This is a genomic window from Baia soyae, from assembly GCF_004341445.1.
In the GTDB taxonomy this organism is placed as follows: domain Bacteria; phylum Bacillota; class Bacilli; order Thermoactinomycetales; family Thermoactinomycetaceae; genus Baia; species Baia soyae.
The window spans coordinates 16,500-29,145 of record NZ_SLXV01000021.1 but is presented as its reverse complement, the minus strand read 5'-3'; the positions used below and the strand labels follow the sequence as shown (position 1 = coordinate 29,145).

Here is a 12,646-nt window from a genome sequence, read left to right as displayed (position 1 = left end):
AATATTGCAATTTAATCCTAACATGTAAAAGGGAGTAACTTCTAGTTACTCCCTTTGCTCATTTTTCAGTTATCCATAAATTGTTATATTACACTACTAATGAGTTGATAATTTTGCACTTGCATCGTTGGAAACAGCCAACTTATCAACTAGTCTTTTACTAGGTACATTCAAGTTTCGGATCTCCACGGTATTCTGATTTTCACGAAGCTTAATGACCACTCTATCAATCGCACCTACCGCAGAATCATCCCAGACATGGGAATCGGCAAAGTCGATTACGATGTGTGCTTGTTGTACGGTAAGATCAAATGACTGTAAGAAGCTTTCAACAGAAGCAAAAAAGAGTTGCCCCTCAGCCGTGTACTGGATATCAGAATCAGATTGTTGCTTTGTTACCTTCATCTTAGAGATTTTAGACACAAAGAAGATGGCACTTAAAATAACTCCTGCTATAACCCCTTTGGATAGGTCGTGTGTATAAACGACAATCGCTACTGTCACTAACATTACAATGGCATCGCTTTTTGGTGCTCTTTTTAAATAGGAGAAAGAATTCCAGTCAAAAGTTCCAATGGACACCATAATCTCCCACGAGAACCGCCATCGGTATCTGTATTACGATATCACCTAGAGCAATGATTAGAAACATTAAGCCCATACCAGCTACAAAGGTAGAGAGTCTACCACGCCCTCCAGATTTTACATTAATCACAGATTGACCAATCATGGCACATCCAGCCATGCCTCCAAAGAATCCTGTGATGATATTAGCTATTCCTTGTCCACGAGATTCTTTATTTTTATTACTATCTGTATCTGTCATATTGTCTACAATCGATGCGGTTAGCAGTGTTTCTAACAATCCTACAATGGCCAATGCAAGAGAGTAGGGGAAAATAATAGCTAATGTCTCCATGTTAAAGGGAACATCAGGGATGAAAAAGGGAGGTAAAGACTGCTTCATGGCACCTAAGTCCCCAACCGTTCGTAAGTCCATATCACTAAATATAGCAACGGTCGTGAGTAAGATAATAGCAATAAGCGGTGAAGGAATGGACTTTATAAACCGTGGAATCACATATATCATGAGCAATGTAATTGCAACAAAAATATAGGTCATGTTAGAAATGCCAATAAAATGAGGAACTTGAGCCATGAAGATTAAGATGGCTAGTGCATTGACAAATCCAATCATCACAGCACGTGGAATAAACTTCATCACCTTAGCTACTTTACATACACCAAATAAGATTTGAATAACTCCCGTCAGTATCGTTGCTGCTAGTAAATAGTTTAGCCCATGCTCCTTCACTAACGGAACCATGAGTAGTGCCATCGCTCCCGTTGCCGCGGAAATCATTCCTGGTCGTCCTCCAACAAACGAAATGATAACAGCAATACAAAAGGATGCGTATAACCCAACCATTGGGTCCACACCTGCTATAATAGAGAAAGCAATTGCTTCTGGAATGAGTGCTAATGCGACCAAGATTCCAGCAAGCACATCTCCTCTTACATTGGAAAACCATTCTTTTTTTATTTTCTCTACCACTTTCATTGCACCTTTCATTCTAAAGTCCGATAATAAATTAGTATATCACCCCTTTCCCAAAAAAGAACCATTTTGAGACGAAAGGTTATATGGATGATTATGTATATAAGTAATTTATATAGGAGTGCATATCATGTGGATTGGATATATGAGACCCTATCAAGACGATATAAAGTGTAAACAACAATTAGAGTGCTTAACAAAAGCTAAATGTGAGACATTCGTTTTAGAAGAGCATGCAACTGCTAAGAATCGAGAAAAGCTGGAGGAAATGATAGATAACCTTCATTCAGGCGATAAGATTGTCATCACCAAATTATTTGCTTTAGCTGATTCAACACGTCATCTCATGGAACTATTAGAGCTTATTGAGACAAAGGGAGCTTTTCTTTGGTCCATCTTTGAAGATATCGATACAAGCCGCCAGCTCGGGCATACACTGCGTGAGATTGTAAAGCATCTTGTAACATTTCAAAGTGATGTGATAAGTGAAAAGACAAAACAAGGCTTACACGAAGCTAAACAAAAGGGAGTGACAAGTGGGAGACCTAAAAAACCTGATGAGAACGTTCAGCGTGCTATTCAGATGTATCAAAGCAAAAAGTATAGTCTAGACGAAATAAAAAGTGAAACAGGAATTAGTAAGTCAACACTGTATAGATACATGGAGCAATAAAGAGCGGGAATCTCAATAGATCACTTGTAGGGGGTTGAACTTCCATATAATGTCTAATAAAGGATAGCCCCAAATACTATCGAAAATATTACAACCGTCCAAGGAGGAAGCTTCCAGATGGTTAGCAATCCAAAAGCGATTAAAGCAAGACTAAAATCGAGGGGAGTTTGAATTGCTTTTGTCCATACAGGATCATATAGAGCAGCGAGTAAAATCCCTACTACTGCGGCATTGATTCCACTGAATACTGCCTGAAGCTTTGGCTTTCGACGAATCCAATCCCAAAAGGGCAATGTCCCAACTATCAACAAAAATGAGGGGAGAAAAATGGCAATCGTTGCAAGCAGAGCACCTAGCCATCCATTAGTGACCGCTCCTAGGTAAGCGGAGAAGGTGAAAAGAGGTCCTGGGACAGCTTGCGCTGCTCCATAGCCTGTAAGGAATTGATTCGGACTTACCCATCCAGAAGGGATAACTTCTGTTTGAAGAAGAGGAAGAACAACATGGCCACCCCCAAATACCAATGAACCCGTTCGGTAAAAGCTATCCAATATCGCCAGCCACTGTGCCGAAGTTAATTGTCGCATCAAAGGAAGAAGGAGCAAGAGGGCAAAAAATAATCCCAAAGCAAATAAAGCCACTTTCCGACTTAAGGAAATTTGAATCGATGATGGCTCGGAAACCGACTTATTGGGCAATAACCACCATCCAATAAGCCCGGCCAACACGATAATGAGTACTTGACTTAAAGCGGTTTGCCAAATGACTGCACCTGCAGCGGCGAGAAAGGCCATGGTGGCTCGTGAACGGTCTGGTGCTAAATTTCTAGCCATTCCCCATACGGCTTGAGCAACAATTGCCACTGCAACGACTAATAATCCATGAAGCCAACCTGCTTCTTGAAGTTGAGATTGCTGGAATACATAGAAAAAAATGATAAGAGCGAGAGCAGAAGGGAAAGTAAACCCAACCCATGAAGCTAATGCTCCAGCGAAGCCTCCACGAATCATTCCAATGGCGATGCCTACCTGACTACTCGCCGGACCGGGTAAGAATTGACAAAGAGCGACCAAATCAGCATATGTTTTTTCATCCAGCCATTTTCTACGATGAACATATTCTTCTCGAAAATATCCTAAGTGAGCAATAGGTCCTCCAAAAGAGGTGAGGCCTAGACGTGTTGCGACTCGTAAGATTTCAAGTACAGAGCTTTTCATAAAATATCCCCTTATTTCTCTTCTTAGCAAACCGTCTAATAGGCTTCTATACATGCTTCGATTTCATCTCCATTAAATTAACTGACTACTACCCTCATGTTAAGGAAGTAGTCAGTTAATTTGATGGAGATGAACCTAAGCGAAAATCTTGCTTATTTCTTAAAAGTGTTGAATTCGATCATAACTGGCTCGGGAGGTGCACAACAAAGGGATAAATCTAGTTGGTCACCAGCAGATTCAAATTCAGAGTCTTCTTTCGTGTAAAAAATTTCCCACGCATTTCCGTCTGGATCATAAACCCAAACCTTGTCTTGAACTGCATAACAGCAGGTTGTATTCATCTCATCTGTCAGCAATAATCCAGCTTGTCGGAGACGTTCTCCCATTTCCAGTACTTCTTCTGTGTTAGCAACTTGGAATCCTAAATGATTGAGTACCCCGCTCTTTTCATAGGGACGTACATTTAGAGAGAAATGTAGAGCAGGTTCCTCTAGTTCAAATTTCGCATAGTTATCCTTTACTTTTACGGGTTCTTGACCAAAGAAATTTTGATAAAACTGGAGAGATTTATCTAAATCAGTACAGTTTAAGGCGATATGCATTCGTCGAATCATGGTTTCACTCTCCTTATTTGGTTTCTTTAGCAAATTGTTTGATACGAGTTTCAATTTGATCCCTGACTCTTTGGACCACGATCCACTTTTCCTCTTCCGTTCCCTGTGCTTTTGCCGGATCATCAAAACCCCAGTGAGCTCGTTGAACATGCGAAGGGATTACCGGGCAGTTATCTTTGGCATCGCCACAAAGAGTGACAACATAATCTGCTTTATTTAGTAAGACTGGATCGATGATGTCAGAAGTTTGATTGGAGATGTCTAAGCCTACCTCTGCCATTGCTTTCACCACTTTTGGATTTAAGCCATGTGTTTCGATTCCAGCACTGTATACGTCAAAACGTTCACCTAAGTATTTTTTGCCGAATCCTTCTGCGATTTGGCTACGACAAGAGTTCCCTGTGCATAGAAAGTAGATCAGCTTCTTTTTGTTCATGTCCAAGACTCCTTACGATTTCTACTGTTGTTGAAAGTATTTCCGTCTAAACCAGAAAGCAACATTGACTAAGCCAATCAGTACGGGTACTTCAACGAGTGGTCCAATGACAGTTGCAAAGGCCACGTCTGAATGAATCCCAAAAACTCCAATTGCTACTGCAATCGCTAATTCAAAATTATTACTAGCTGCCGTAAAGGAGAGAGAAACCGTTTGAGAATAATCTGCTCCTACTTTTTTCCCCATGTAAAACGAAACGAGAAACATGACTACAAAGTAAATAAATAGTGGAATTGCTATTTGTACGACATCTAGAGGCAATTGAAGCACTAGATCACCTTTCAGCGAAAACATGACAACAATGGTTAATAGCAATGCAATTAATGTGATCGGACTAATCACAGGAATAAATTTTGTTTCGTACCATTCACGTCCTTTGGCTTTAACCAATGTGATACGGGTAATCATGCCAGCGAAGAAAGGAATACCTAAATAAATCAGCACACTTTCAGCTACTTGACCCATCGTGATACTTACTACAGCACTCTCTAGCCCCAACCATTTTGACACTACCGTAACAAAAAAGTAAGCGAATACGGAGTAGAAGAGGATTTGAAAGATAGAATTAAAAGCTACTAGTCCAGCAGCATACTCACGATTTCCATTTGCTAAATCATTCCAAACAATAACCATTGCAATACACCGAGCCAACCCAATGAGAATGAGTCCAACCATATATTCAGGCTGATCTCTGAGAAACAAGATCGCTAATCCAAACATCAAAATAGGGCCGATGATCCAGTTTTGAATTAGCGATAATGCAAGGATTTTGAAGTTACGGAAGACCTGCCCAAGTTCCTCATAACGAACTTTAGCTAGAGGGGGATACATCATCAGGATTAATCCAATCGCAATAGGTATGGATGTCGTTCCAGCTTGGAACTTAGTTAATGTCTTGACCATGCTAGGAAATAAATAACCTGATATAATTCCTATACCCATTGCAAGGAAAATCCATAAAGTTAAATACCGATCCAAAAAAGATAGTCTTCTCATGACACCACTCATCAAATCCCAACCCTTCATCAAATTGTGGATGAATGTAAGGTGATGGTTCAAATTTAATTACAAAGAACTCTGAGCCCCATCTTCTTTAGTTCCTCTATCTCATGCTGTACGTCTGGGAATGTCTGTACAATCGATTCAAAGAATGGATAGATGGAACCATCTAGGGAGTAAAATACCCACTGTCCACTTCGTCTCTCCCTTACCAATTTTGCTGTTTTGAGCTTTCGCATATGTTGTGAGACGGCAGGTTGCGTTATTTGAAGAACCTCCACGATCTCACAGACACATAACTCTTCTACTTTTAATAGGGAAAGGATGTGTAATCGGGTCTTATCTCCTAGAGCTTTATGGCATTCAGCTAATTGCTCCCAGTCCAACATGTATTCATCACCTCATTCATATATAATCATATGCTTATATACCTTGTCAAAAGAAGTATTCATTTCTGTGTGCGCCCATACGAAAAAGCCCGCTCTTGATTGGCAGGCTTGGAGAAGCTAAAAATCAATTAGTGTAGCTCGGACGTTATTCAATGTATATTTTGTTAAGCAACAGCCAATTTAATCGGTATCCTTTCATCCATATGAAGTTGGAAAGTGCCGTATGGATTGACATGATTATAGAACAGAGGTGTTAGTCCTCTGAAATCTTCTGGGGTCATCCTCTTTAGCCAATACTTATCATTGTTATAGAGGATTTCTTGAAGCATCAGGGTATTCCTAACCATTTTTCCAAGTGTTCATTATCTTTTCCAGTCAGTTCTCTAAAACCGAAGTAATCCCTTATATTTTTGCGATGCCGGGTATACGACTTCTCCTTGCCTCCCCAACGATATTCATCAAATAGTTTAGGCGAAACACTTAATTGTTTAGCTAAACATTCGACAACCACCTTAGGTACATCTTGCTTTTTGCTAGGAAATTTAGCTTCATGTTGAAAAAACTTGAGTAATACAGAAGAACCAGGTCGATTTGCACTCACTAACTGTAATTCATTTGGCGTGAGCAGGAACCCTGTGACTAAGCCATTTAGTGCGCTTATTTTGATTGGATTTCTACGTGCATTCGCATACTATATTTTAGAAACGAGGGTGGAGGTATATGAAATGATACGACCCATGGAGCCAGTGTTAATTCAAGAAGTAACGCCTAACCCTGATCATGTGTATCAAGTGAAGTGGGATGGGGTTCGGTTAATCACTGAAATTGAAAATGACCAAGTGCAAATGTATACAAAAAAAGGCCAAGATCGAACCAATGTCTATGTAGAAATTAAACAAGAAATTGTAAACAAGTTTGCTTCACAAACAAAATCCGTAATAGATGGAGAAATAATAGCATGGAAAGAAGGAAAACCAGACTTTTTTCAAGTAATGAAACGGGATCGATTAAAAGAAGCCTGGCGGATACAAACAGCTACACTTACCAATCCTGTGTATTACATTGTTTTTGATCTTTTATGTTGGCAAGGAAAATGGATAACAGATCAACCTCTATGGGAGAGGCAAAAAATATTAGAAAGAGAATTTCATCACGGAGAATACATACAAGTTTGCCCCACGTATGATGAACCAGAAGAATTGATTCAGTTAACACGAGCAAATAATTGGGAGGGAATTGTTTGTAAAGAAAGGGAGGGGCTTTACCACCTTGAAGAAAAACATCCGACTTGGTTGAAATATAAAAACTGGAAATACATTACGGGAACTGTCATTGGAGTAAGTATTAAATCCAACTTAGCATATTCTGTATTAATGGTTATAAAAAATGAGAATGAGTACCGTTATATCGGAAAAGTATCGTCCGGATTGTCTGTAGAAGAAAAACAGTTAATTACCAACTGGGCAAGGGAGATCGCCATTTCGAAATCGATTCTAGCAAAACCTCCGCAAATTCAGGAAGAGGTCATATGGACCCCACCTGTATTGCAAGTGGAGATTGAGTTTCTAGAGTGGACGCCAGATGGAACCATGCGTTCAGCAAAATGTCTTGGTTTCAAATAGCGGAACTGATAAGTTCGCTATTTGAAACCAAGACAAGATTAGAAGACAACTATGGGAGGTAAAAATGGGGCATATGGAGGGACGAATGGTGGTAACAAGGGCGGGATAGGTAATGGAACTGGTAATGGAACCGGGGGATAAGGATAAGGACCTGGACGATATGGCCCCGGGCGATAAGGATAAGGTGGACGATGAGGATAAGGTGCATACGGAGGACGTGGTGGCATAGGACTACCTCCTTGTCATTTGAGATTTGATGTCTTGTTTTACACTATGACAAGAGTCTAAATCTGGTACGTAATCCGGTGATAAATGGGCAGATGTGGAGGCATTTATGGGTAAAAAGATCAAACAAACCATTCAAATAGACGGGTATGAAATCGAACTCTCGAATCCAGATAAACTTTTGTTTCCACAATCGGGAATTACCAAGTGGGACTATCTTCTTTATCTCACCCAGATCGGGCCGTACCTGTTACCCTATACACAAAATCGCTTGTTAACTACCATTCGATATCCGGATGGAGTGGATGGAGAACATTTTTATCAAAAAAATTGTCCGAAAAAGAGACCTGATTTTGTAAACACTGTGTGGGTAGATGAGACGGAATACATTCTGTTGAATAATCTCCCTACTCTAGCGTGGCTAGCCAATTTGGCGTGTCTGGAATTTCATGTATCCTTTCACTATGCTTCGAATATGAATGCACCAACAGAAGTGGTATTTGATCTAGACCCAAGTACATCTGAATTTGGCCCTGTACAGGAAACAGCCTTACAACTTCATCAGGTTTTACAGTCACTGGGACTACATGCATTTCCGAAAACATCCGGGGCTACTGGACTTCAAGTTTATATTCCCATTGAAAATCGATATACATTTGATCAGACTCGAAAAGTAACCCAATTCATTGCAAGGTACTTAGCAGAGCGATTCCCAAAATTGATTACGGTAGAGCGATTGGTGAAAGATCGCGGGGATAAAGTGTATGTGGATTATCTGCAACATTGGACAAAAAAGTCATTAATTGCTCCTTATTCCCCGAGAGCCCGATCTTCTGCTACTGTATCAGCTCCGTTAGAATGGGATGAGTTAGCATATTTATCATGCCCGACAGAATTTACACTTCCTATGATGATCAAACGAATTCAACAAAAGGGGGACCTATTTGCAACTATGGTTCAAGGACCTAAAGAAAGTTTGGATGATATACTAAGTTTTGTAGAAAGACAATAATCATATAAATGTTTACAGGGGGACAATTAATGAAAACGTTATTTACAGAAGCCGTTGTTATTACCATGGAAGATGGCGCACAAGCAATTCAAAATGGCAACTTGGCGATTGAAGATGGGATTATTACATATGTAGGTTCTGCGTTAACAGTAGAAGAACAAAGTCAATATGACGAGGTTGTATCTTGCAAAGGGAAAGTAATACTACCTGGCTTCGTGAATACACATGGTCACCTGGCAATGACATTATTACGTGGGTATGCAGATGATCTCCCTTTACAACAATGGCTTGAAAATGAAATATGGCCCATGGAAGGAAAAATGAATGCTGAACATGTGTCCGCAGGAGCACATCTAGCGGCACTCGAGATGATTCAAGGTGGAACGACTACCTTTTTAGACATGTACGATAACATGGATGCAGTTGCGAATGTGGTAGAACAGACTGGGTTACGAGCACGTCTCACACGTGGGTGCATTGGATTTGGCGATGATGCTCTCCGTAAAAGTAAACTAGAGGAAGCAGCTTCTTTTGCAACCCGATGGAATGGTGCTGCGGATGGTCGAATCACAACAATGATGGCACCCCATTCTCCGTATACATGTGGTCCTGATTTCATTCGCCAATTTGTAGAAAAAGCAGCAGAGTTGGGCCTTCCGATTCACACTCATATGTCGGAAACAAAAGCAGAAGTTGAGCTAAATGTGCGTGAGTATGGAGCAAGACCAGTAGAACACTTAGATCAATTAGGCTTCTTTGATGTCCCATCCCTCGTTGCACATGCTGTTCACCTAACAGAAGAAGAGATAGCACTTCTTGCAAAGAAGAATGTTAAGATTGCCCATAATCCGGGGAGCAATCTGAAATTAGGTAGCGGCATTGCCCCGATTTCTCAGATGATTGCTCACGGAATGCGGCCTAGCTTAGCCACAGATGGTGCTGCAAGTAATAATAATCTGGATTTGTTAGAAGAGATTCAACTAGCTGCGCTGATTCATAAAGGATATCTTCAAGATCCTCTAGCTGTTCCGGCAGAAACGGCACTAGCAATGGGAACGGTATATGGTGCAGAAGCACTATTTCTAGATAAAGAAATTGGCACACTAGAGGTTGGCAAGCAAGCTGATTTTATTACCCTAGATCTAACACAAGCCCATATGCAACCTCGTACAGATGTGCTTTCACACATCGTTTATTCTGCAACGAGATCCGATGTACAGGACGTGTATGTACAAGGAAGACCACTCATGAAAAATCGTGAAATGCTTACAATTGACGCAGAAAAAGTAATTTTCGAAGCGAATCAAGCTTTTGAAAATTTACGGGGATAAAGAACCTGCCAGAAGATGGCAGGGAAATTACTTGGGGTGGTAGGTATAGGCAGGAGATGTATTGTTAAAATAATACCAACTTATACTTTCATGTCAATTTCTAGATGAAAACGCAAAGGAAGTTCTTCCCTTTGATCACACCAATTTCGCTGAAGGGCTGAGGGGGATGCCCAAGTTTCAGCATGTAAAAAGGTATTTACTTGTTGCAGTTCATCGGGTGATAGATGAACTTGCAGTAAATCAGTAAGCCAGTCCGAACTTTGTCTTACGTTCACTGCTTCACCTCCCTTGCGATGTACTGATAGTATCACCAGATGGCGAGGCTCTATGATTAGTACATTTTACACAAAAAGCCCAGATGATGGGCTTTTTATTTTTCTTTACCAATCTTTCCATACTTAGGTTTGTATAATAATATGATATACTTTCGTATGTGATATTGATATACGAAGGAGGCGTAAAGATGCCAAGGAAGCAATGGAAAACAATCGTGATCAGTTGTGTTGTTACGCTTTTTGTTCTATTTGGAGCTTGGAAACTTAGTACTTGGCTTACGCTTCAAAAACCAATTAATAGCGTATTTGAGTCGGGTGAGAGTTTCGTAACAGTAACAGATATTGATGTGCAACCAAGTGTAGTTTCAGTCCAATTAACAATTATAGATGCAGACACATTCGTGCAAAAATTTCCAGAGATGAATCATACATTACAGAAGATAATCGGTGATAAAAAATTAAACGTAACTTGGAAAAACCAACCAAACGCATTGACCAAAGAAGCTTGGGAAGTAAGTCGTTTTCATATACAGGAAGCCATTGCCCATAAGAAATATGGAGAAATCCCAGCGGTAACTGAAAAAGAGGCACACGAAAAAGGCATAGATAGTTTATCGCGAATTGACGAAGACTATTTGTATATATCGTTTATGGATGGAAAACGTTTTACTGTTGAAATGGTTCCGATCCAGCCGGAGGGAAAGAAACTTGACTAACACCAAAGCATGGCTATTTGGTTCTGGTTTTGCCGTCCTTTTTTTCTTAGCTTACTTGGGAGTAGAGATTCCTGCATTAGTGATTTTAGGTATCGTTCTGCTCGGCATTCTACTGGCACCCTTATTAAAAGAAAAGAATTGGCCACAATCTTGGATTGGGAGCCAGAGCCATTCACAAGATCAGTCATTAGATATCCCGAAAACTCGCTTTGAAGATATCGGCGGACAATCACATGCCAAAAAAGAGCTTCAAGAAGCGCTCGACTTTTTAATCGAACCTAAGCAAACAGAGTATTACGGAATTCGCCAGTTAAAGGGAATCTTGTTATCCGGTCCTCCTGGAACCGGTAAAACCCTACTCGCTAAAGCGGCAGCGCATTATACTCACTCTGTTTTTATTCATGCTTCTGGCTCTGAGTTTGTTGAGCGGTATGTGGGAGTGGGAGCGAAAAGGGTCCGAGAATTATTCGAGCGAACGAAAAAAGCAGCGAAAAAAGCGCGAGTCTCTAGCGCGATTCTATTTATTGATGAGATAGATGTCATCGGTGGGAAACGAGATGGATCCCAACAACGAGAATACGATCAAACGTTGAATCAGTTATTAACCGAAATGGATGGAATTACAACGAATGTAGAGGTGCAGATCCTCGTGATGGCTGCTACCAACCGAAAGGATTTATTGGATGATGCATTACTTCGTCCTGGGCGATTTGATCGTCTTATTACGGTTGATCTACCTGATCGATCAGCCCGTTTGAAAATATTGGAGCTTCACACTCATGAAAAACCGTTAGCTGACGATGTAGGGCTCGAAAAAATAGCGGAAGAGACGTTTGGCTTCTCTGGAGCTCAACTGGAGAGTCTGAGTAACGAGGCGGCCATCTATGCACTGCGGGAAAAAAAGAAAGAGGTTACACAAAAACACTTGATGTTAGCAATCGACAAAGTGATGATGGGTGAGAAGATCGATCGCGAAACCAGTGAAGAAGAGAAGGAAAGAGTTGCTATTCATGAATTAGGCCACGCCATCATGGCAGAAGTAGTTAACCCTGGATCGGTTGCTCACGTAGCATTGTCGCCAAGAGGGCAAGCATTAGGATATGTCAGGCATCATCCTGGAGAAGATCGCCATCTTTATACCCAAGAACATTTGGAGCATCAGATTTTAATCGGATTAGCTGGTGCAGTAGCGGAATCCATTATCTTAGGACATAAGTCAACAGGTGCTCGAAGTGATTATGAACAATGTAATCGATATGCTAAGGCGATTGTGGAGTCTGGATTTACAGATCTGGGCATTATCGACATAAACCTGCTTCCTAAGGAACAATTGCAAATAAAGATTAGTCAAATCTTACAGGAACTAGAACAGAAATGTACAAGTCTTTTACTACACTACCGCTCATTATTCCCACAGTTCTTGCGCATCCTTTTACAAGAGGAAACATTATCGGGAGATGAATTTCGAGGGTTATTATCCCAGAAGGAAAAAAAACTGGTACAATAAAACACGGTTTTA

At 40.6% G+C, this 12,646-nt stretch carries 13 protein-coding genes and 1 pseudogene; 6 read left to right on the top strand and 8 right to left on the bottom strand.

The annotated features are described in order from the left end of the window. Window positions 1-96 precede the first annotated feature (96 nt). Window positions 97-1,555, bottom strand: a pseudogene (locus EDD57_RS08105) (SulP family inorganic anion transporter). A gap of 133 nt (window positions 1,556-1,688) precedes the next feature. On the opposite strand from EDD57_RS08105, the gene EDD57_RS08100 reads away from it, so the two are divergent. Continuing rightward, entirely contained in the window at window positions 1,689-2,231 is a 543-nt protein-coding gene (locus EDD57_RS08100) for a recombinase family protein (RefSeq protein ID WP_131848955.1), read from the top strand. 53 nt (window positions 2,232-2,284) lie between these two features. On the opposite strand, the gene EDD57_RS08095 is transcribed toward EDD57_RS08100, so the two are convergent. The 6 genes from EDD57_RS08095 to EDD57_RS08070 all read right to left on the bottom strand — a co-directional run bounded on the left by EDD57_RS08095 (window position 2,285) and on the right by EDD57_RS08070 (window position 6,574). Continuing rightward, entirely contained in the window at window positions 2,285-3,448 is a 1,164-nt protein-coding gene (locus EDD57_RS08095) for a chromate transporter (protein WP_131848954.1), read from the bottom strand. Between the two features lie 152 nt (window positions 3,449-3,600). Next, a complete protein-coding gene (locus EDD57_RS08090) occupies window positions 3,601-4,059 on the bottom strand; it encodes an ArsI/CadI family heavy metal resistance metalloenzyme (RefSeq protein WP_424205623.1) in 459 nt (152 codons plus the stop codon). Window positions 4,060-4,075: 16 nt separating this feature from the next. Further along, window positions 4,076-4,498, bottom strand: a complete 423-nt coding sequence (gene arsC, locus EDD57_RS08085) for an arsenate reductase (thioredoxin) (RefSeq protein ID WP_131848952.1) — start codon at window positions 4,496-4,498, stop codon at window positions 4,076-4,078. A gap of 21 nt (window positions 4,499-4,519) precedes the next feature. Beyond that, a complete protein-coding gene (gene arsB / locus EDD57_RS08080) occupies window positions 4,520-5,566 on the bottom strand; it encodes an ACR3 family arsenite efflux transporter (protein WP_131848951.1) in 1,047 nt (348 codons plus the stop codon). Between the two features lie 53 nt (window positions 5,567-5,619). Next, on the bottom strand, window positions 5,620-5,946 hold the full coding sequence (locus EDD57_RS08075; protein WP_131848950.1) for an ArsR/SmtB family transcription factor: 327 nt from the start codon (window positions 5,944-5,946) through the stop codon (window positions 5,620-5,622). A 328-nt stretch (window positions 5,947-6,274) separates the two neighbouring features. Continuing rightward, window positions 6,275-6,574 carry a DUF4158 domain-containing protein gene (locus EDD57_RS08070; protein WP_279388949.1) on the bottom strand — a complete coding sequence of 100 codons (300 nt, stop codon included), beginning with the start codon at window positions 6,572-6,574 and terminating at the stop codon, window positions 6,275-6,277. 97 nt (window positions 6,575-6,671) lie between these two features. Here EDD57_RS08070 and EDD57_RS08065 point away from each other — a divergent pair, with 97 nt between their 5' ends. From EDD57_RS08065 to EDD57_RS08055, 3 genes are all read left to right on the top strand, one after another. Continuing rightward, the gene (locus tag EDD57_RS08065; protein WP_131848948.1) at window positions 6,672-7,568 is read left to right on the top strand and encodes an ATP-dependent DNA ligase; all 897 of its coding nucleotides are present in this window, start codon (window positions 6,672-6,674) and stop codon (window positions 7,566-7,568) included. A 334-nt stretch (window positions 7,569-7,902) separates the two neighbouring features. Then, a complete protein-coding gene (gene ligD / locus EDD57_RS08060; RefSeq protein ID WP_131848947.1) occupies window positions 7,903-8,805 on the top strand; it encodes a non-homologous end-joining DNA ligase in 903 nt (300 codons plus the stop codon). 29 nt (window positions 8,806-8,834) lie between these two features. Then, the gene (locus EDD57_RS08055) at window positions 8,835-10,136 is read left to right on the top strand and encodes an amidohydrolase (protein ID WP_131848946.1); all 1,302 of its coding nucleotides are present in this window, start codon (window positions 8,835-8,837) and stop codon (window positions 10,134-10,136) included. An 80-nt stretch (window positions 10,137-10,216) separates the two neighbouring features. Here EDD57_RS08055 and EDD57_RS08050 read toward each other — a convergent pair whose 3' ends face one another. Next, on the bottom strand, window positions 10,217-10,411 hold the full coding sequence (locus EDD57_RS08050; protein WP_131848945.1) for a hypothetical protein: 195 nt from the start codon (window positions 10,409-10,411) through the stop codon (window positions 10,217-10,219). Window positions 10,412-10,599: 188 nt separating this feature from the next. Here EDD57_RS08050 and EDD57_RS08045 point away from each other — a divergent pair, with 188 nt between their 5' ends. Together EDD57_RS08045 and EDD57_RS08040 are read left to right on the top strand one after the other, a co-directional pair. Further along, window positions 10,600-11,127: a hypothetical protein gene (locus tag EDD57_RS08045; RefSeq protein WP_131848944.1), complete on the top strand. Its 528-nt coding sequence runs from the start codon at window positions 10,600-10,602 to the stop codon at window positions 11,125-11,127. Then, window positions 11,120-12,634, top strand: coding sequence for an AAA family ATPase (locus tag EDD57_RS08040; protein ID WP_243649494.1), 1,515 nt, complete (start codon window positions 11,120-11,122; stop codon window positions 12,632-12,634). Before EDD57_RS08045 ends, EDD57_RS08040 begins: the two co-directional genes overlap by 8 nt. Window positions 12,635-12,646 lie beyond the last annotated feature (12 nt).

What these genes read in the sequence shown, in the direction of transcription:
- EDD57_RS08075 (WP_131848950.1), bottom strand. Translation starts at nt 5,946, where the DNA reads ATGTTGGACTGGGAGCAATTAGCTGAATGCCATAAAGCTCTAGGAGAT.
- ligD (WP_131848947.1), top strand. Translation starts at nt 7,903, where the DNA reads ATGGGTAAAAAGATCAAACAAACCATTCAAATAGACGGGTATGAAATC.
- EDD57_RS08055 (WP_131848946.1), top strand. Translation starts at nt 8,835, where the DNA reads ATGAAAACGTTATTTACAGAAGCCGTTGTTATTACCATGGAAGATGGC.
- EDD57_RS08095 (WP_131848954.1), bottom strand. Translation starts at nt 3,448, where the DNA reads ATGAAAAGCTCTGTACTTGAAATCTTACGAGTCGCAACACGTCTAGGC.
- arsB (WP_131848951.1), bottom strand. Translation starts at nt 5,566, where the DNA reads ATGAGTGGTGTCATGAGAAGACTATCTTTTTTGGATCGGTATTTAACT.
- EDD57_RS08045 (WP_131848944.1), top strand. Translation starts at nt 10,600, where the DNA reads ATGCCAAGGAAGCAATGGAAAACAATCGTGATCAGTTGTGTTGTTACG.
- EDD57_RS08100 (WP_131848955.1), top strand. Translation starts at nt 1,689, where the DNA reads ATGTGGATTGGATATATGAGACCCTATCAAGACGATATAAAGTGTAAA.
- EDD57_RS08065 (WP_131848948.1), top strand. Translation starts at nt 6,672, where the DNA reads ATGATACGACCCATGGAGCCAGTGTTAATTCAAGAAGTAACGCCTAAC.
- arsC (WP_131848952.1), bottom strand. Translation starts at nt 4,498, where the DNA reads ATGAACAAAAAGAAGCTGATCTACTTTCTATGCACAGGGAACTCTTGT.